Source organism: Microcoleus sp. FACHB-SPT15 (assembly GCF_014849525.1).
Taxonomy (GTDB): domain Bacteria; phylum Cyanobacteriota; class Cyanobacteriia; order Cyanobacteriales; family Coleofasciculaceae; genus Symplocastrum; species Symplocastrum torsivum.
Map to the genome: position 1 here is coordinate 164,640 of NZ_JACJNU010000062.1, position 18,608 is coordinate 183,247.

General features: G+C 46.4%; 15 protein-coding genes. 7 read left to right on the top strand and 8 right to left on the bottom strand.

What is annotated here, in order from left to right; translation table 11 throughout:
• Nucleotides 1-59: 59 nt before the first annotated feature.
• On the bottom strand, nt 60-434 hold the full coding sequence (locus tag H6F98_RS25160) for a hypothetical protein (protein WP_192221454.1): 375 nt from the start codon (nt 432-434) through the stop codon (nt 60-62).
• A gap of 551 nt (nt 435-985) precedes the next feature.
• On the opposite strand from H6F98_RS25160, the gene H6F98_RS25165 reads away from it, so the two are divergent.
• Nucleotides 986-2,311 carry a type IV pilus twitching motility protein PilT gene (locus H6F98_RS25165; RefSeq protein ID WP_192221455.1) on the top strand — a complete coding sequence of 442 codons (1,326 nt, stop codon included), beginning with the start codon at nt 986-988 and terminating at the stop codon, nt 2,309-2,311.
• Nucleotides 2,312-2,561: 250 nt separating this feature from the next.
• Complete coding sequence (locus H6F98_RS25170) at nt 2,562-3,524, top strand: circadian clock KaiB family protein (protein WP_192221456.1); 963 nt, start codon at nt 2,562-2,564, stop codon at nt 3,522-3,524.
• 5 nt (nt 3,525-3,529) lie between these two features.
• Here the strand turns inward: H6F98_RS25170 and H6F98_RS25175 are convergent, their stop codons facing one another.
• The gene (locus H6F98_RS25175) at nt 3,530-5,080 is read right to left on the bottom strand and encodes a thioredoxin-like domain-containing protein (RefSeq protein WP_192221457.1); all 1,551 of its coding nucleotides are present in this window, start codon (nt 5,078-5,080) and stop codon (nt 3,530-3,532) included.
• Nucleotides 5,081-5,134: 54 nt separating this feature from the next.
• Nucleotides 5,135-7,450, bottom strand: coding sequence for a hypothetical protein (locus H6F98_RS25180; protein ID WP_192221458.1), 2,316 nt, complete (start codon nt 7,448-7,450; stop codon nt 5,135-5,137).
• Nucleotides 7,451-8,014: 564 nt separating this feature from the next.
• On the opposite strand from H6F98_RS25180, the gene psaA reads away from it, so the two are divergent.
• From psaA to H6F98_RS25195, 3 genes are all read left to right on the top strand, one after another.
• A complete protein-coding gene (gene psaA / locus H6F98_RS25185; protein ID WP_192221459.1) occupies nt 8,015-10,288 on the top strand; it encodes a photosystem I core protein PsaA in 2,274 nt (757 codons plus the stop codon).
• A 174-nt stretch (nt 10,289-10,462) separates the two neighbouring features.
• Nucleotides 10,463-12,694: a photosystem I core protein PsaB gene (gene psaB, locus H6F98_RS25190; protein WP_192221460.1), complete on the top strand. Its 2,232-nt coding sequence runs from the start codon at nt 10,463-10,465 to the stop codon at nt 12,692-12,694.
• Nucleotides 12,695-12,894: 200 nt separating this feature from the next.
• The gene (locus H6F98_RS25195; RefSeq protein ID WP_192221461.1) at nt 12,895-13,278 is read left to right on the top strand and encodes a hypothetical protein; all 384 of its coding nucleotides are present in this window, start codon (nt 12,895-12,897) and stop codon (nt 13,276-13,278) included.
• Between the two features lie 84 nt (nt 13,279-13,362).
• Here H6F98_RS25195 and H6F98_RS25200 read toward each other — a convergent pair whose 3' ends face one another.
• On the bottom strand, nt 13,363-13,575 hold the full coding sequence (locus tag H6F98_RS25200) for a helix-turn-helix transcriptional regulator (RefSeq protein WP_192221462.1): 213 nt from the start codon (nt 13,573-13,575) through the stop codon (nt 13,363-13,365).
• Nucleotides 13,576-13,696: 121 nt separating this feature from the next.
• On the opposite strand from H6F98_RS25200, the gene H6F98_RS25205 reads away from it, so the two are divergent.
• Nucleotides 13,697-14,179 (top strand): hypothetical protein, encoded by a 483-nt coding sequence (locus tag H6F98_RS25205; RefSeq protein ID WP_192221463.1) that lies wholly within the window; start codon nt 13,697-13,699, stop codon nt 14,177-14,179.
• Between the two features lie 190 nt (nt 14,180-14,369).
• The gene (locus H6F98_RS25210; protein ID WP_192221464.1) at nt 14,370-15,152 is read left to right on the top strand and encodes a bifunctional 2-polyprenyl-6-hydroxyphenol methylase/3-demethylubiquinol 3-O-methyltransferase UbiG; all 783 of its coding nucleotides are present in this window, start codon (nt 14,370-14,372) and stop codon (nt 15,150-15,152) included.
• Nucleotides 15,153-15,349: 197 nt separating this feature from the next.
• Here H6F98_RS25210 and H6F98_RS25215 read toward each other — a convergent pair whose 3' ends face one another.
• The 4 genes from H6F98_RS25215 to kaiB all read right to left on the bottom strand — a co-directional run bounded on the left by H6F98_RS25215 (nt 15,350) and on the right by kaiB (nt 18,518).
• Nucleotides 15,350-15,466, bottom strand: coding sequence for a photosystem I reaction center subunit VIII (locus H6F98_RS25215; protein WP_192221465.1), 117 nt, complete (start codon nt 15,464-15,466; stop codon nt 15,350-15,352).
• A gap of 295 nt (nt 15,467-15,761) precedes the next feature.
• Nucleotides 15,762-16,268 carry a photosystem I reaction center protein subunit XI gene (locus H6F98_RS25220; RefSeq protein ID WP_192221466.1) on the bottom strand — a complete coding sequence of 169 codons (507 nt, stop codon included), beginning with the start codon at nt 16,266-16,268 and terminating at the stop codon, nt 15,762-15,764.
• Nucleotides 16,269-16,558: 290 nt separating this feature from the next.
• Nucleotides 16,559-18,118 carry a circadian clock protein KaiC gene (gene kaiC / locus H6F98_RS25225; RefSeq protein ID WP_192221467.1) on the bottom strand — a complete coding sequence of 520 codons (1,560 nt, stop codon included), beginning with the start codon at nt 18,116-18,118 and terminating at the stop codon, nt 16,559-16,561.
• A gap of 85 nt (nt 18,119-18,203) precedes the next feature.
• Nucleotides 18,204-18,518 carry a circadian clock protein KaiB gene (kaiB, locus tag H6F98_RS25230; protein WP_192221468.1) on the bottom strand — a complete coding sequence of 105 codons (315 nt, stop codon included), beginning with the start codon at nt 18,516-18,518 and terminating at the stop codon, nt 18,204-18,206.
• Between the last annotated feature and the right edge of the window lie 90 nt (nt 18,519-18,608).

Genomic DNA, 18,608 nt, shown 5'->3' on the forward strand with positions numbered 1-18,608 from the left:
CAAAACTTAATAATTGATTAAAGATTGACCAACAGTTGCTCGTGGTCTTTACCTGATTTCTACGATCTCAAATCGCAGGTAAGAGGGCAAGCTGCATAAACGGCGGTATGCAAAGCATCAGGCTCACCATGTAGCCAGCTCAACCAACTAACTTCGCTAGGATGAATACCTTTAAAGGTTAATGCGGCTGCGCCTACTAAAACGGCTAAAACATTGATGCTAATTAAGCTTCCTGCTACTAGTAAAACGGCACTAACAGGTAGCACAGATTGTAATGCGATCGCCAAAAGTGAGCCAATGGTAACCATCAATACAATCAAGGGAAAACCGACTACCAGTAAGCAAACGGCTAATGTAAAAGTCCAAATCAAAAAGCTTTTGACCATCACTAAAGAATAAGTCTTTGCCAAGCTCTCGCGTGTTGTCAATTGCATATTGTTCCTCCAGTTGTCATTAAAAAAAAGTGAATTTTGAGAAAAGTCTTTTTCTAATCCTTGCGGATTTCCTTAGTGAAAATCAGTATAGGTAATGTCTCGAATCAGATGAGCTTATGTTTAAAAAAATTTACACTCACCTGGGAACATTTATGGATCTAAATCGTTACATAAACTACAGTCTCCGTAATAACTAGGAAAAATAATCTTCCAAAAGATAGAGGCACTAAGTTATCTTTATTTCCAGTCCCATAGGATAGATAACTGACTCGCAAAACTTCTCTAAGTAGGAACGTATCAACAAGCTTGTTGGTCTTGCTTAACACTTCTTATAATTTTTGAGCCTGACTCTCATAATTCCCCTCACAGGCTGTAAACCATAAATTCAGTCTCTATTCACCAATGTTCAAGAGCTTTCATTCAGTGGTTTTAGACAATTACAAGCAGATTTAGTAATGTTGTGTGTAAATGATAGTGAACCCTAAGGTTTGGGAATACTGTAAAGAAGAGTTCATAAAATCAATTCTCACAAGCCAAGTCGTAGTTGAAATATGACAGACCCACAGCGTCAGCCGATCTCACCGCCACCTCCCCCCCGTGTTCCACCAGCGCCACCACCAAGGAGTACTGCTGCTGGACAAGCCGCTGGTGTAGCTACGCAACGGATACCTTCACAAACACTGCAACAGCCTGGTGCCGCTGCTCCCCCTCCACGCGCGGCTAATCCAGGTGTACAAGCGTCTTCAAAGACTGCTCCTCCAGCCGCGTCAGCCGCTAAAGCCCGGATGCCAATGCGTGACGCAAGTCTTTCACCAGGGCAACCGACTTTGGCTCAGCTTACTCGTCAAGCTTTTGATAAAGGCTTTTCTGACATTCACATCGGCGTTGGTGAGGTTCCCCGTTTTCGCAACCGTGGTGAAATGGAACCCACTGACTATCCAATGACAGACCGAGCCACGTTTATGAGTTGGCTGCGCGAAGTACTAAAGGACGAAGAAATCCGTCAATTTCAGGACACCCTGGAGTTTGATGGCGCTGCTGAATATGATTATGCGCGAGTGCGGATTAATATCTTCGACAGCCTACGTGGTCCTGGGATGGTGATGCGACTTATTCCTTTGACTATCTTGACTCTAGAGCAACTTCGGATGCCACCTATACTCAAGGATATTTGTCACTCCCATAAGGGTTTAATTTTGGTGACAGGTCCTACGGGTTCAGGTAAGTCCACAACGCTAGCAGCAATGGTGGACTACATCAATAAGGAGATGCCCAAACATATCATCACTATCGAAGACCCGATTGAATTCGTTCACCAAAGTCGCAAAGCGCTGATTAGACAGCGGGAAGTTGGAATACATACCCTGAAATTTGATAATGCGTTGAAAGCGTCTCTGCGGGAAGACCCTGATGTAATTCTGATTGGGGAAATGCGAGATAGAGAGACAGTAAACACCGCGCTGAAAGCAGCTCAAACAGGTCACTTGGTTATGGGTACGCTGCATACGAATAGTGCTGTCAAAACCCTAGAGCGGATTTTCACACTCTACAGTGCTGAAGAGCAGCCAGCGATGCGGGCGGCAATTTCAGAATCTCTTGTAGCAATCATTGCTCAAGGATTATGCCGTACAACCGATGGTAAGCGTGCTGCTTTTCACGACATCATGGTGAATACAGAGACGGTTAAGGACTACATCCAGAAAGGGAAGAACGATGAGATTGCAGCCCTTATGGAGGAGGGTGAGTATGATGGCATGATTACGATGAACAAATCTCTGTTCAACCTTTATCAGGAAGGGCGTATCACAGAAGAAACTGCCTTGGAAATGTCGCCGACTCAAAACGAGATGGCGATGATGCTACGCGGTCGCATATAGAATGAATGGGACTGGATTGTAGGCAAGAGGTAAGACAGGAAGCCTAGGGTTCGTATAAAATCCACTAGAACGCTTTTATTTTTACCGCTCGTTCCTTCTTCACAGGTAATCCAGGACGAATAACCTATGAATACAGATGACGAACGAGAGGATTGTAAGAGAATTTTTCTACGATTCCTGAAAACAACAGTTCTGACACGGCAACGCTCTAACGCTCTATTCCTACTGCTCCAGTCCCTGGCTCTTTGCATTGAAACTACAAAAACCACTCTTGCCCCAGTTATTTAAAGGCATTGCCATTTTTACGCCAGGGGGAGATCTAATTTATGGTATTGACCCGACAAAGCAGGGTCATTGGCATTTACATCTGTGTGTGGGCTTACAAGAACTATTAGGTTTACCGGAGCCACCTCATTTTTTAGTACCAGGGTACACAGCGGCTGTAGATCGATGGCTCGACCCTCGGACTCAGCAAGTGCGAACATCAGCAGAACTTTATCGACCCGTGCAACATCATCAGGCCCTGCTGAATGCTGTCTTTGATACGGGTAATTTAGTCTGGCAAGTGGCTCCTTGGCAGGAAGAGTCATGCGACTCAAGTGTGCTGGAAACTTATCGTTCTCAGTTCCCTCAACTGTGGGAAGACCATGACCTAATTGTGCGTTTTGATCGCACGGTGCGCTTGCCTGACTCTTTTTCCTTTAGAGCAGACTACTCTTCAGTTTCTCCAAAAAAATATGCCAAGCAAGAAGCCATTGTTAGCCAGGACATTAGGTCTTCGGAAACCGAACTAAGGGCGCGAGGGTTGCTTCAGATACAGCATTCGGTCGATAAAGATACCACAACAGCTTCCGAGGAACTACAACCTTTGGCATCAATTAGCACCTCTGAGGAAATTGAACTTCATCCTCAGCCACGACGTACTCACAGTTATGTTCTACGTTTATTTGTTTCTGGGAATAGTGAGGCGACAGAGCATACACTTAAAGGTCTGCATGAGCTATTAGAGAATTCTCTACATCATCCTTACACTCTAAAAATAATTGATGTTTTCAAGCACCCTGACCAAGCAGAGGCAAATCATATTTCAGCAACACCAACCCTGCTTCGAGTTTGGCCACAGCCTGTCCGACGACTAGTTGGTGACGTAACCAATGTTGAGACAGTCTTGCGGGTTCTCTCTGCTTCAAAAGAGGATGAGATGGGAGAATAAGCGAATTAATCTTGTGAAGAAGGAAGAGGCGAAGGGGTAAAAGCAGGAAGACATGCGTCTGGTGTGCATAGTCCAGGAAACTGTAAAGTCGTTACCTGGAGAGTGCCAAGGTCAAGATGGCGGATAACATGATTATTGGTATCGGCAATATAGAGATGATTGGCGATCGCACTCAACCCTGATGGTTCTGAGAAACGAGTAGCTGTTCCCTGACCATCCTGATAGCCAGCCGTTCCATCTCCCAACACCGTTTGACAACTACCAGTACGAGGGTCAACGCGCTTAATTTTGTGGTTATAGCTATCAGCCACCCAAAGACAATCCTCCGTATATTCAACCCCTAAGCAGTGTTGAAGTCGAACCTCCAATCCTTCACCATCGACATCACCAAACCCAAACAGTTCACCACTGCCACAAACTGTTCGTACTGGACGATTGTCAACGATACCCACACCCCGAATCGAGCTAACTTCACTATCAGCGACGTATAACTCTCGACCATCAGTTGTCAGTCCACTAGGTTGAGCAAAAGCCGCCTCAGCGAGTGTTCCATCGATACAAGCTTCTGCACCCGTGCCAGCATAAGTGCTAACCCTACTCGTTTCTAGCTGCATTTCCCAAATTTGGTGGGAACCAGCCATTGCAATCAGGAGGCGATTATCCACTTTTGCCAAATCCCAGGGGGAATTTAACGATGTCTCTAAAGCCACACCACCATGAGGACGAATTTGGTGACTTTGCTCTCCAGTCCCAGCAATAGTCTTCACCTGCTGAGCCTTAAGGTCAATTTGCCGTATGCAATGGTTTTCTGTATCAGCAACATACAGTTGCTGATTTTTGGCATCAAGTGCCATACCTTGAGGAGCAAAGAATTGAGCTTCTGAGAACGAGCCGTCGGTTAATCCTGATTTGCCAGTACCGATTACATACTGAACTTCACCCGATAAACTACTGACCACAAGACGATGATGACCAGAGTCCGCAATAAACAGGCGTTGTCCAGCTTCATCTGCTAGCACTTTACCCGGAAAAGCTAGAGGTGTTGTTAGAGGTTGCCGCTGTTTTTCTAAAGTAAGGCTGAGTTCCTGAAAGTTGGTTGTTCCTTTCTTGTGGTGTTCGTCAATTATCTGGCTAATTAGCTCATCTAACGCCTCTCGATTGCCCTCACCTGCTACAGAGCCAATTACATACCCCTGTGGATCAATCACCACTAAGGTTGGCCAAGCTCGAACTGCATATTGTTGCCAGACATTGAAATCAGTGTCAACCAAGACTGGATGCTCAATGTCATAGCGGAGAATGGCTTGACGGATACTTTCTGCTTCTTTCTCGTTATCAAACTTGGCGGAGTGGACACCAATAACGGTAAGGCTATCCTTATACTTTTGTTCCAAGTATTTTAGGTCTGGCAGGATATGCAGGCAGTTGATGCAGCAGTATGTCCAAAAGTCAAGAATAACCACCCGTCCTCTTAAGTCTTTGAGAAACAACGGGTGGTCTGTATTGAACCAGATTCTATTTTGGGGCAGTTCTGGCGATCGCACACGAGGCGACATTGAATCTTTTTCCTTACATGAGCCGTATCTTTAGACTTCTTTACCTTAGCGAACTTAGGAAGTCTCTTCTGCCTCTAGTGGAACATCAATAGCTTCTGAATCAGCGGCTGGGGCTTCCACGGGTTCTAAAACATCTGTTGGAGACTCAGGTACTGATTTTTTGAGGAAGCGGCTCGGTATGTCTGATTTAATATCAGCAGGAGCTTGGATGATACGAGGGGGTGGACTTAGGGCGGGAGGAGTGAGAAACACTTCCTTCAAATCCAGTTTTGGTGCCGCCGCCGCTGGTTCTGGGCTAGGTGTTTCTGGTGTTTCAGGAGCTGAAGCGGCTGGTGCGGTTTCTGTAAGTGAGTCCTCTGTGGGTGTAGCGTCTGGTGGGGTAGTTGGTAACAGATCTGGCTCCGACAGTTCTGGGGATGGTGTCTCGATAATCTCCGGTAGGGTTGGTGGTAAGCCAGTATCTAGCATGGGTTTAGTAGGAGCTGGCGATCGCAAACGATTGAAGAAACCTTTGCCTCTCGGCTCTATTGGTACTGGAACTGGCTTAATCACTGGGGCAGGTTCCACTTCTAGCTTTTCAGGTTCAGTCGTTAGTTCCTCCACAGTTGCTGGAGGCTCACTTGGGATTACCAACTGCTCTGGTTGCTCTGGGACAATGGATGGTTCAGAGGAGGGAGCTTCCAGTGTCTCTGGTAGTTGTTGTGCAGGTAATGGTGTGGGAGCCTCGACAGGACGCCGGAACCGACCAAAGAAACCCCTAGGTTTAGGGTTTTCCACGGAGACGGGCGGAGTATGAGCCGCTTCATCAGCAGGAGTTGATTCTTCTGCTTCTGTTGGAAGTTCGCTGGGCGTTGCTGAGGTGTCTGGTTCTGGTGTCAGCTCTGGCTCCTCAGGCACTACAAGTTCGGGGGTAGGAGCCTCTAGTTCTTCTGGCAGTTCAGGCGCTGGGATAGGAGCGGCAGCCGGGCGACGGAAACGATTAAAGAAGCCACCTGATTTAGGTTTTTCAGACGGTACTGGCTCCGCTGGGACTAATTCATCGGTTGGAGTTGGTTCCTCTGTTTCTGTTGGAAGTTCGGTGGGCGTTGCTGAGGTGTCCGGTTCTGGTGTCAGCTCTGGCTCCTCAGGCACTATAAGTTCGGGGGTAGGAGCCTCTAGTTCTTCTGGCAGTTCAGGCGCTGGGATAGGAACTGCTGCTGGACGACGGAAACGATTAAAGAAGCCACCTGATTTAGGTTTTTCAGACGGTACTGGCTCAACTGGAACTAGTTCATCAGTTGGGGTTGGTTCCTCTGCTTCTGTTGGAAGTTCGCTGGGCGTTGCTGAGGTGTCGTCCGGTTCTGGTGTCAGCTCTGGCTCCTCAGGCACTACAGGTTCGGGTGAGGGGATGGGAGTTGGCGTTATGGCAGGTGATGGTATCGGTATCGGTATGACTTTAGCATTGGGGACAATGCCACGAGCCGCTTCTGCGGAAAGTTCACCGCGTACTAATTTTGCAAGGGTGTCTTTGCCCTTCGGCTCGTAGTTGATCAGCCGGACGGTGTCGTTAAAAACGTTTTTGACAGGGTTCCCCTGCTCATCAAGAAACTCTAACTGCACCCAGTTTTTGCCCGGTTTAAATCCTTTGAGATAAATCGGCTGCCATCGGTCAAGAACAAAACTTTGACCGTTTACTGTCACCTGAATCCGCCAGTCAGCAATCTCATCATCAGGGTTTTCCTGAGCAACGATGTGGAGGGGAGCGTTAGTCAGGTAGAAGTCGAGCATGATTGGCTCGGCTCCATAGCTGCCTGTGGGACGGCTGTAGGTTAGGAGTGGTAGAGCAGGGTTGGGGTTATTGTCAGTTGTCTTTGTGAAGATGTGAAAGGTTGTTTGAGCATATGCTCCTTCGTTTTTGAAGCTCTCGTGCCAGGGACGGGAGGCGAAAACTCTTAATGTATGAGTTCCAGGAGCTACGTCTTCAAAAACTAGGGGCTGCTTTAAGTCATAAACGGCTTTATAGGGTTCGTTGTCCAGAATGACGTGTAGATGAGGACCTAAGCCTAGATCTGGGTCTTTAAATATAGGCAAATCCTGAACCTGGAATTGCACAGATACGGTTGTGTCTTGGAGAACTTGATCAGCTATAGGACTTGCGATCGCCACTTGCGGCTGGTAAGCTTCCAAGCTTTGGCTTAGCTGCTGAATGACAGGAGGCGGTGCAACCTCCGAAAGTGAACCAGATAACTGAGTTTTGGATGCCCCGTTAGTATTACCGATCTGGGGTGTCTCAATGCGTTCGCCACATCCTACTAAACCCCAGGCAAAAACCACTGCCATCAGAAACGAAAAAAATACTCTCACACTTGTCCACTGGCGATTCCTAGCCAACACGCAATCTCCTTTTGCCACGGGCATTCCATCTTAACTGAAGCCGTCCATAGGCACTATAGCCGAATACAGTTCCACCTCTTCTCTAGTATTGGGTAAATTTTCTGTATGTTTACCTTTTTGAGAGTGCATTACTCACTGAAAAAGAGTCAGCCACCTGTAGACACAGAGAAAGCTTATGCCATTCCTCGGCTCTACATCGCAAAATATTCTGTTCTTCCTCAACGCTAACCAAAGCGAAGTCACTATGTACATTAGACACATCCGGTAATTGTTGCGTTTTGTGAAAAATAAGCAGACTCCCCTTGACTTTTTTTCGAGGGGTTTTCGGATTACAAGCCAAAGTAGACCTTGATTTGCTCAAATTTGAATTATTGTTAAGGGCTTCCAAAGACTTCCAGACGCAAGCCATATCATCAACAACAGAAGGTATTCCCTTTGACGTTTTCAAATCGGGTATCTCGTTTCAAAGGAAAGCCGTCCAACGGGTCGAGCTTTCCTCATTGATAAAAAGCACATCCCTTCGGGGTATTTCTCGTTCCTTGTCTAGAGAGGAGATTCCTCATGACAATTACCAGACCTCCTACTGGTGGCCCTCCTGGAGGCGAAGCGAAAGTAAGGGTTGTCGTCGATAAAGACCCGGTTCCCACTTCTTTCGAGAAGTGGGCAAAACCAGGACACTTCGACCGCACCTTGGTAAAAGGTCCAAAAACCACAACATGGATTTGGAACCTTCACGCTCTCGGCAACGATTTCGATAGTCATACCAGTGATCTAGAAGACGTATCGCGCAAAATCTTTAGCGCGCACTTCGGACACTTAGCTGTCATCTTTGTCTGGCTGAGCGGCATGTATTTTCATGGCGCTCGCTTTTCTAACTACGAGGCTTGGCTTTCTGATCCGATGAATATCAAGCCAAGTGCTCAAGTTGTCTGGCCAATTGTTGGTCAAGGTATCTTGAATGGTGATGTCGGGGGAGGCTTCCACGGCATTCAAATCACCTCTGGTTTCTTCCAGCTTTGGCGTGCTTCTGGAATCACGAATGAGTTCCAGCTTTACTGCACGGCAATTGGTGGTCTTGTGATGGCGGCTCTGATGCTGTTTGCGGGCTGGTTCCACTATCACAAACGGGCTCCAAAATTGGAATGGTTCCAGAACGTGGAATCAATGCTCAACCACCACTTAGCTGGTTTACTTGGACTTGGCTCCTTGAGTTGGGCGGGTCACCAGATCCACGTTGCTCTGCCGATTAACAAGTTATTGGATTCTGGGGTAGCACCAGGTGACATTCCTTTGCCCCACGAGTTCATCTTGAACCGAGGCTTGATGGCAGAACTGTTTCCTAGTTTTGCCCAAGGCTTGAAGCCCTTCTACACGTTGAACTGGGGTCAGTATGCTGACTTCCTAACGTTCAAGGGCGGGTTGAACCCAATCACTGGCGGCTTGTGGTTGACCGATACGGCGCACCATCATTTGGCGATCGCTGTTTTGTTCCTCGTGGCTGGTCACCAATACCGGACTAACTGGGGTCTTGGTCACAGCATCAAGGAAATTCTGGAGAACCACAAAGGTCCTTTCACTGGAGAAGGACACAAAGGTCTCTATGAAGTTTTAACCACATCTTGGCACGCTCAGTTGGCAATCAACCTGGCAATGGTTGGTTCGCTCAGCATCATCGTTGCTCATCACATGTACGCGATGCCTCCGTATCCGTACTTGGCGACTGACTACCCCACGCAGCTTTCGATCTTTACCCATCACATGTGGATTGGGGGATTCCTAATCGTTGGTGCTGGGGCGCATGGCGCAATCTACATGGTGCGTGACTATGATCCAGCACTGAACCAAAACAATCTGCTGGATCGAGTAATCCGTCACCGGGATGCGATTATCTCTCACCTGAACTGGGTGTGCATGTTCTTAGGTTTCCATAGCTTTGGTCTGTACGTTCACAACGACACGATGCGGGCTTTTGGTCGTCCTCAGGATATGTTCTCGGATAGCGCAATTCAATTGCAGCCCGTGTTTGCTCAGTGGGTACAGAACATTCATACTCTAGCTCCGGGTGCAACCGCTCCCAATGCGCTAGAACCTGTTAGCTATGCCTTCGGCGGCGGCATTGTCGCTGTGGCAGGAAAAGTGGCAATGATGCCGATCGCACTGGGTACGGCGGACTTCATGATCCACCATATTCACGCCTTCCAAATTCATGTCACTGTGTTGATTCTGCTCAAGGGTGTGCTGTTTGCCCGTGGCTCTCGTCTGGTTCCAGACAAAGCGAATCTGGGCTTCCGCTTCCCTTGTGATGGACCGGGTCGTGGTGGTACTTGCCAGGTATCCGGTTGGGATCATGTGTTCCTTGGTCTGTTCTGGATGTTCAACACCATCGCAATTGCGGTCTACCACTTCAGCTGGAAGATGCAATCAGATGTTTGGGGGACCGTGTCACCAGACGGCGTAGTGACTCACATTACTGGTGGGAACTTTGCAACAAGCGCTCTTACGATTAACGGTTGGTTGCGTGACTTCCAGTGGGCTCAATCTTCTCAGGTGATTACATCGTATGGAACACCGCTCTCAGCTTACGGTTTGCTGTTCCTAGGCGGTCACTTCCTGTTTGCTTTCAGCCTGATGTTCCTGTTCAGTGGTCGCGGCTACTGGCAAGAATTGATTGAGTCAATTGTGTGGGCACATAATAAACTGAAGGTCGCACCATCAATTCAGCCTCGCGCTCTGAGCATCATTCAGGGTCGGGCTGTGGGGGTAACGCATTACCTCCTGGGGAGTATCGTCACTATATGGGCGTTCTTCCTGTCGCGAATCATTGCAATCGGATAACTGGCGAAGAACGAACGCCAAATCTGAAATGAGGCACAATTTTTTAATGTGTCTCACCGATTTAGACCTAAAAAGCCTGGAACTTCGGTTCCAGGGGGTCTACCCAGACAGAAAATGAGCAGCGATACCATTGCATAAGCCTCATTTGTCAGCGAGGAGGATTTCCTAAGAGAGATGGCAACAAAATTTCCCAAATTTAGCCAGGATCTCGCTCAAGATCCGACAACACGTCGGATTTGGTACGGGATAGCCACGGCTCACGATTTCGAGAGCCATGATGGCATGACAGAGGAAAATCTTTATCAAAAGATTTTTGCTTCTCACTTCGGTCATGTGGCAATCATTTTCCTGTGGACATCTAGTCTCCTGTTCCACGTCGCGTGGCAAGGTAACTTTGAACAGTGGATTAAAGATCCCTTAAATGTCCGTCCCATCGCCCATGCGATTTGGGACCCTCAATTTGGCGCACCAGCAGTGGATGCTTTCACCCAAGCAGGTGCCACTAACCCAGTTAACATTGCTTATTCGGGTGTCTACCACTGGTGGTACACCATCGGCATGACAACAAATAATGACCTGTACCAAGGTGCAGTGTTCCTCTTGTTGTTGTCCGCAGTCTTCTTGTTTGCAGGCTGGCTGCACTTACAGCCGAAGTTCCGTCCAAGCTTGTCTTGGTTCAAGAGTGCAGAACACCGCCTAAACCACCACTTGGCTGGTCTGTTTGGTGTTAGCTCTTTGGCTTGGGCAGGTCACTTAATTCACGTCGCTATCCCCGAATCTCGTGGTCAGCATGTGGGTTGGGATAACTTCCTGACGACCCTGCCGCACCCAGAGGGATTGAAACCATTCTTCACAGGGAACTGGGGCGTATATGCCCAGAACCCAGATACAGCTCAGCATGTATTTGGAACATCTGAAGGTGCTGGTTCAGCGATTTTGACGTTCTTGGGTGGCTTCCATCCCCAGACGGAGTCGCTGTGGTTGACGGATATGGCTCATCACCATTTGGCGATCGCAGTCATCTTCATCATCGCCGGTCACATGTACCGGACGAACTTTGGAATTGGTCACAGCATCAAAGAGATGCTGAACTCCAAAGCGGGTCTATTGAGTCCAAGGAGCGAAGGTCAGTTCAACCTGCCTCACCAAGGACTGTATGACACCTACAACAACTCCCTGCACTTCCAGTTGGGAATTCACCTAGCTGCGTTAGGAGTTGTCACCTCACTGGTAGCGCAACACCAGTATGCACTGCCTCCTTATGTCTTCATCGGGAGGGACTACACCACAGTAGCTGCGCTATACACGCACCACCAGTACATTGCTGGTTTCCTGATGGTTGGGGCATTTGCCCACGGTGCAATTTTCTGGGTGCGCGATTATGACCCAGAGCAAAACAAAGGGAACGTCTTGGATCGGGTGCTACGGCACAAAGAGGCGATTATCTCTCACTTGTCCTGGGTGTCTCTATTCTTGGGCTTCCATACCCTAGGTTTGTACGTCCACAACGACGTAATGCACGCTTTTGGTACGCCTGAGAAGCAAATTCTGATTGAGCCAGTGTTTGCTCAGTTCATCCAAGCGTCTCATGGTAAGGCGCTGTATGGAATGGATGTGTTGTTATCAAACCCTGACAGTATCGCGACAACAGCATGGCCAAACTATGCTAACGTCTGGCTGCCAGGTTGGTTAGATGTAATTAACGACACCACTAACTCTGTGTTCTTGACGATTGGTCCTGGCGATTTCCTGGTTCACCATGCGATCGCACTAGGACTGCACACCACCACCTTGATTTGTGTTAAGGGTGCGTTGGATGCCCGTGGTTCCAAACTGTTCCCAGACAAGAAGGACTTCGGCTTCACCTTCCCCTGCGACGGTCCTGGTCGTGGCGGTACCTGCCAAACGTCTGCTTGGGAGCAAAGCTTCTTCCTGGCTACGTTCTGGATGCTGAACACGCTAGGCTGGGTCACCTTCTACTTCCATTGGAAGCATCTGGGTGTCTGGCAAGGTAACGTTGCTCAGTTTAATGAGTCTTCTACTTACCTCATGGGCTGGTTCCGGGATTATCTCTGGCTGTATTCAGCTCAGACGATTAACGGATACAACCCCTACGGTACGACTAACCTGGCGGTTTGGGACTGGATGTTCCTGTTCGGACACCTTGTGTGGGCAACAGGCTTCATGTTCCTGATTTCCTGGAGAGGCTACTGGCAAGAGTTGATCGAAACTCTAGTCTGGGCACACGAGCGTACACCGCTTGCGAACCTGGTTAGCTGGAAAGATAAGCCAGTTGCTCTATCCATCGTTCAAGGTTGGTTGACAGGTCTAGTTCACTTTACAGTTGGCTATGTCCTCACCTACGCAGCCTTCCTGATTGCCTCGACAGCTGGTAAATTTGGCTAGCCTCGGCTGAACAAGTGCGTTGTAGGTAACTAAACAAAATCCCCTACCTTCGGGTGGGGGTTTTTCATTGGAATGTAATTTTGCTTGCGTATTCATGCGGATGCCTGAGGAGAACTATGGAAAGGTGTAATGGCTCTGACTCTTCTAAGGAATAATCATTTAATGATAATGGAAGAACCTATTTAAAGAGCATTACAACAATGGGTTCGCCGGTTCTGTTTTTTAATATGATGCTAAATATTAGTCCAGAGAAAATAAGAATTTTTGCCGATAAATATGAAACAGAACCTCTGAGGTGGATAAATATAATTCATGCCTCAGATATTATTGCTTATCCTCTTAAAGCAAGCCTAAATATTAAGTCATTATCTAACCTCTTTTTTCGGGATAAGTACATCTGGGCTGATGCTAATGTTGCAGAAAAAGGAGCACGCTTTTTTGGTCAAGCTCATGCAGCAAGGGCTCTGAGTGTAGCTGATGCTCATAGCTACTACTGGCGTAGCCCTGGTACAGCTCGCTTAATTGCGGCTAACATTCTCGGTGACTACACAGCTATAGACTCTGCAACAATAGACAAAGAGTAAGCAGAATATATAGTTATCTATAGTGAACAAGATTGACAGGTAAAGAGCTTTTGATTGTCAATTCCCATAACAGACTGCTCGCGCCTACTCCTCCAAAATTTCCACCAAATCCTCTATCATCACATCAAACGTTCGAGCCAGCTTATATAGGGCTGTAAAGTCAACCATTGACAACTCAGAACGGCGAGCATAGCTTTTGACTGTGTTGTACATCACCCCAGAACGGTCAGCAACCTCCTTAAGAGTCCAGCCTTTCTCTGCCGCTAGTTCTCGAATTTTCAGCCTGACTAAACCCATGCTTGACTTGTGGTGCAATTGCACCTTAGGATAATCAGAATATTGAAAAGCGATCGCCCTTCCAGTGTCGCAAACTCAAAGGCGATCGCAATTAAGCCCCATTAAATGGGAGGCAATTTCTATGGTATCAACACCCAAGCCGAAAACGCTTGTCATCACCCAATCAAAAATTAATCACAAGTCTCAGACCCTCCACCCACTGGTTCGATTTGTGACAGAAGAGACAGTCGCTTTGCTCTTTAATCTAGAGCTAGATGAGATATATCGCATCGACTGCTGGCAGCACGTTGTTTACGTCCACGGCAAAGGAGTGAGCAAGTTTGTCAGCTATGCCGACTTTCCGCCCAGTTTAGGTGTAGAGACACCAAACCATCAAGATTTTGTTCGCTGGCGCAAGCGCTGGAGAAATCGCTGGAAAAGCCAGGAAGCGCCTGAGTTTTGGACTCAGTTTTACAAGCACCAATTCAAGTACGCTTCTACAGAAGCCCACTTGCTGGCATGGGGACAATTAGTTGCTGTCGTTAAGTCTTTGCTGTCTTTAGCCACTGTGCAACAACTGCGGGATGTCTACAAGCACGAGAAATACTTCTGGGAAAACTTCTAAAATTATGCGATCGCCTTTATAGCAGCAAGCTGTCAGCTATCAGCCATCAGCTTTTTGGTTTCCTGATGCGAACTGAAAACCGCTATCGAAGCGTCTCCCTGCTTGATGGATAGAGTAATGTGTTTATACACATATCTCCTCGTTTCTAAAACTCAAGCTTGAGAGCAATAACCCTAGAAATCAGCCTTCAATGATTACATCACAAGTGAATACTTTAAACACTACTGCTGCCATCCTTAACGAATTAATTAAAATTCAAGAGCAAAATAGTAGCTGTAGCTTGTGGCAATTTAGAAGCTTAATCAGTGCCAATCAATATCGTCGGCTTTATCAATATTTTTTAAAGTATGTCCCTCAAGGAAGCGAAGTTTTAGATTGGGGATGTGGGAATGGTCACTTTTCGTATTTCCTTGCCAGTTCAGGTTATAAGACATCTGGCTTCTCTTTCGAGGATTTTTGTCTTCGTAGTGGTCTAAATAACGTTGCTTATCAATTTAAGCAAGGGAGTTGGGAGGAACCAACAGCTATTCCCTTTTCAGATAATCAGTTCAATGCAATTGTGTCTGTGGGTGTTTTAGAACACGTTAGAGAGACAGGAGGAAGCGAAATCACTAGCTTAAAGGAAATTTCCCGTCTCCTGAAACCTGGTGGCTTTTTTATCTGTTACCACTTCCCCAATCAGTTTAGCCTTATAGAAGCGATCGCTTCTCGACTGCCAAACAAATACCATCATCAATACCGTTACACTCGCGCATCCATTGAAGCACTTTGTCAAGCAACAGGATTTGAAGTTCTAGACATTAAGCGTTACGGTTTTTTACCTAGAAATATGTGGGGCGTATTCCCCAAACCAATCAGAAATTCCCAGTGGCTTGCCTATATTTGGGATTTGCTCGATGACGCTCTGAGCTATCCTTTCTCTTTAGTTTGTCAAAATTATCTGTTTGTGGCGAGGAAACCCTTCACCCAATAAGCTAAGCAATTCAAAAGGCTTTAAGCCAATGAGGGCGAGGCTTTTAGCGTCTGCCACCATGTCAGTTATAGGCGCGGCAGCTTATTAACTCAAGCAATCGACTTTAGTAAAGAAAATTCCCTACCCGAAGGCAAGGAATCTTCAGCGAGTAGAAGAGACTTTTATCCCTATGGGACAAGCTCTAAAATTTGACTGAGTTAGGATTCACTTTCAATGTAAATAAAGAAAAGACTAAACGCAATCAGAGGTAAGACCCAGGTAACTAAGGGTATCAAGATCCAAGGTAAGAATGAAGCCGCGTATGAACCTGTCATATCAAACTGTCCTATTGAAATTTACAGGGTTACAAAAGGGATATTACTGCGAAGTGAGCTACAGTTTCTTCTATCTAAAGATTCTTAACGTTTTGTAGGGTTCTGAGTGGCTTAACAAAAAAGTGTTTAATTGTCTAGCCCCTACAGAACCCAACATTTTGTATTAAAACGATGACGGTGAAAGTAGGCGTTAAAAACCTAAGCTTTAATCACCTATCAAACTAGCCTTGACAATGGCTCCAATTCACTTAAACGTGTTATCGAGTCATACCTGCCAGTTTAAAAGTAGCTAGGATTAGCTGTTGTTGACGATTCCACGCAAGATGGAATCCACAACATCAAAATTTTCAAACAGGAAAAAGGCAAGGAAAGCGCCAGCCATTCCGCCAAGGAAGAACCCAGCCGTTAACTGACTCCAACCTTCAGCCGTTTTTAGTTCCGACGGGGTACGAGGATTTTGTGATTCAAACTCATTACCCGTTTGGAATGAGACAATGCCATAGATAGACATACCTACGGTGGCGACAAGAACTATTGCGATCGCTGTCAGTAATCCGCCTACATAAGCCACATCTGTCTCCCGTAAAGGACCGAGTAGCGTCTCTGGACCAAACAGGAAAAAGCCATGTGCCAAGCCAATTTCTACCCCCCGAACTAAGGGAGCTACATTTCTGCGATAGGCTGGCAGATTGTTGATGTAAGCCCTAACTACAGGAGAATCACTAATCGGTGTTGATAGATGACCAACAAAAGGATCATCGTAAAACGGTTTAACAACCTCTCCATCTCTGGGATCAGCCATATTTATTAGTCCTCTTTGTCCTAAAGTTTACAAGTGAACTTGAGATCACATTCTACGCAAGTACGGGTTACCGAGTTGCAGAATCAGTTGCGACCTTTAGAAAAGTTCATTAAATAGCCATTGGCTGAGCTTATCCCTCAAAATCCATCTATACCATTAGACTTAACTCGAATGGCACTGACTTAAGACAAAAGTCATTCTGCGCTGAAGAACTCAGTCTAAGGTATCTTCTCTTTTCCTTATCTTCGCGGATGCTAGTGCCTAGCAGAAGCCTCCTAGGACAGATTTAATCATTCCCCTGACTTGTCACGGACTCCTTGAACAATCCGAGAGAGTTCATTTTTCTCATTGATCGTAACGCGAGTAGGAGAACCACTAATGATTCGTTCATAATTGCGGAACGAATCTTTAATTTCTGGACCGTCCGCACTAATGGTATATTCACGAATCCCTGTATCGTGCCAAGACCCCCGCATCTTGAAGACATTGATCGCACGGGACATGTCTCCGCGAATCTCCACATATTGCAGCATCAAAATTGTGTCTGTAATTGTGGAAATATGGGAATCTGTGATCGAATTAGAACCCATAAACTGGTCAGTTGTGTTCGTAAAAAAGCCAGTGATTTCTTCTTGCTTAGCGTAGCCAGTAACTCCAATCACAAACTGACGGAAGGCATTATTACTAACTCCTCGTGCCAAAGCAGAAAGTGAATCAATGGCAATCCGAGACGGCTTAAATTCGGCAATTTCTGATTTGATAATTTGCAAGTGGTCTTCTAATCCTGCTGATTCTGGGTAGGTGCAAAGGATTTTCATCAGACCTTTTTTTTCCAATTCCTCAAAATCAATCCCCCAAGACGAAGCATTACGAGATAGCTGAGCGCGAGATTCTTCGTAGGCAAAAAGAATTGCGCGATCGCCTCGCAAGCAAGCATCTTGAATAAACTTGCTAACTAACAACGTTTTTCCTGTACCCGTAGCACCCGTTGCCAAGATAATCGAATCCTTGAAAAAGCCGCCGCCACACATTTCATCAAGTGTTTTTACACCTGAAGAGACACGAGCATTGGAAGACCGTTGAGTCAATCGCATTGCTCCTAAAGGGAAAATATTGATTCCTTGATTCGTCATTGTAAAGGGATATTCTCCCTTCATATGGGTTGTTCCACGTAGCTTGAGAATCTCCATTGTCCGGCGCCGACGTTCGCCTTCTAGAACATTACGAACAATTACCACGTTGTCTGAAACAAACTCTTCCACGCCAAATCTTGCGACTGGACCATACTCCTCAATTCGCTCGGTGGTCATTACCGTTGTTACACCGATTTGCTTGAGCCGTGCAACTAAGCGAAAAATTTCTCGTCGCACGACCGAAGCCGCATCGTACTGCTGAAATATAGCAGTCATAGAGTCAACAGAAACTCGTTTTGCTTTGTATTTACGAATAGCGTATTGAATCCGTTCAATTAAAGCAGAGAGGTCAAAGTTGCCGACAACTTCTTGTCCCTCTGGGTCAGGCGAGGCATCTAAAATAAAGAGCTTACCTTCATTAATTAATTGTTGTAAATCCCAGCCAAAGCTAGAGGCATTTTTAATAATATCTGTAGGAGATTCTTCAAAAGTAACAAATACACCAGCCTCATCAAAATAAGTGATGCCATGGTAAAGAAATTGCACAGCCAACAAAGTCTTACCCGTGCCAGATGTTCCACTTACAAGCGTCGTCCGACCTACTGGTAGCCCTCCATGGCTAATATCGTCGAAGCCTTCGATCATTGTGCGGATTTTCTGAACTCCTACCGTTGCTGAGTTATCTAGCTTTGGCTCACCTTGGTTAAGTTGACTCATATTTTCGATCAAAAAAAATATTACTCAGGAAAAAATTACTACGCTTTCCTTAGGAAGGATTTATTTCACCAGAACCATCAAGACTTTAAAAATCTAATTCTTCTTCACGAAGCTCCTCATAGAGAAGATCCAATCCGATTAAGACTTTTTCCCGATCCGAAAGATCACCAATAATTCTACGGACAGGTGGTGGCAAAACTTTTGACAAAGTGGGTGTAGCCAAAATTTTATCTTCCTCTGCTAACTGGGGGCTTTTTAAGACATCAATCACTTTGAGAGCGTACACCCCCTGAAATTCCTGTTCAAGGATATTTTTAAGTGTTTTTAAAGCCTTGACAGAGTGGGGAGTGTTCCCAGCAACATAGAGCTTGAGAACATAGGTTTTCTTCAGCGGACTCATAGGTTAGCAATTAGCAATTAGCAATCATGGATGAGAATGTAATAGCAACCAGAGATGAACTCAAAGACAAGGTTGGGTAGAGAGGCTCAA

What these genes read in the sequence shown, in the direction of transcription:
- H6F98_RS25220 (WP_192221466.1), bottom strand. Translation starts at nt 16,268, where the DNA reads ATGGCTGATCCCAGAGATGGAGAGGTTGTTAAACCGTTTTACGATGAT.
- H6F98_RS25205 (WP_192221463.1), top strand. Translation starts at nt 13,697, where the DNA reads ATGGTATCAACACCCAAGCCGAAAACGCTTGTCATCACCCAATCAAAA.
- H6F98_RS25160 (WP_192221454.1), bottom strand. Translation starts at nt 434, where the DNA reads ATGCAATTGACAACACGCGAGAGCTTGGCAAAGACTTATTCTTTAGTG.
- psaA (WP_192221459.1), top strand. Translation starts at nt 8,015, where the DNA reads ATGACAATTACCAGACCTCCTACTGGTGGCCCTCCTGGAGGCGAAGCG.
- H6F98_RS25195 (WP_192221461.1), top strand. Translation starts at nt 12,895, where the DNA reads ATGGGTTCGCCGGTTCTGTTTTTTAATATGATGCTAAATATTAGTCCA.
- kaiC (WP_192221467.1), bottom strand. Translation starts at nt 18,118, where the DNA reads ATGAGTCAACTTAACCAAGGTGAGCCAAAGCTAGATAACTCAGCAACG.
- H6F98_RS25215 (WP_192221465.1), bottom strand. Translation starts at nt 15,466, where the DNA reads ATGACAGGTTCATACGCGGCTTCATTCTTACCTTGGATCTTGATACCC.
- H6F98_RS25175 (WP_192221457.1), bottom strand. Translation starts at nt 5,080, where the DNA reads ATGTCGCCTCGTGTGCGATCGCCAGAACTGCCCCAAAATAGAATCTGG.
- H6F98_RS25165 (WP_192221455.1), top strand. Translation starts at nt 986, where the DNA reads ATGACAGACCCACAGCGTCAGCCGATCTCACCGCCACCTCCCCCCCGT.
- H6F98_RS25200 (WP_192221462.1), bottom strand. Translation starts at nt 13,575, where the DNA reads ATGGGTTTAGTCAGGCTGAAAATTCGAGAACTAGCGGCAGAGAAAGGC.
- psaB (WP_192221460.1), top strand. Translation starts at nt 10,463, where the DNA reads ATGGCAACAAAATTTCCCAAATTTAGCCAGGATCTCGCTCAAGATCCG.
- kaiB (WP_192221468.1), bottom strand. Translation starts at nt 18,518, where the DNA reads ATGAGTCCGCTGAAGAAAACCTATGTTCTCAAGCTCTATGTTGCTGGG.
- H6F98_RS25210 (WP_192221464.1), top strand. Translation starts at nt 14,370, where the DNA reads ATGATTACATCACAAGTGAATACTTTAAACACTACTGCTGCCATCCTT.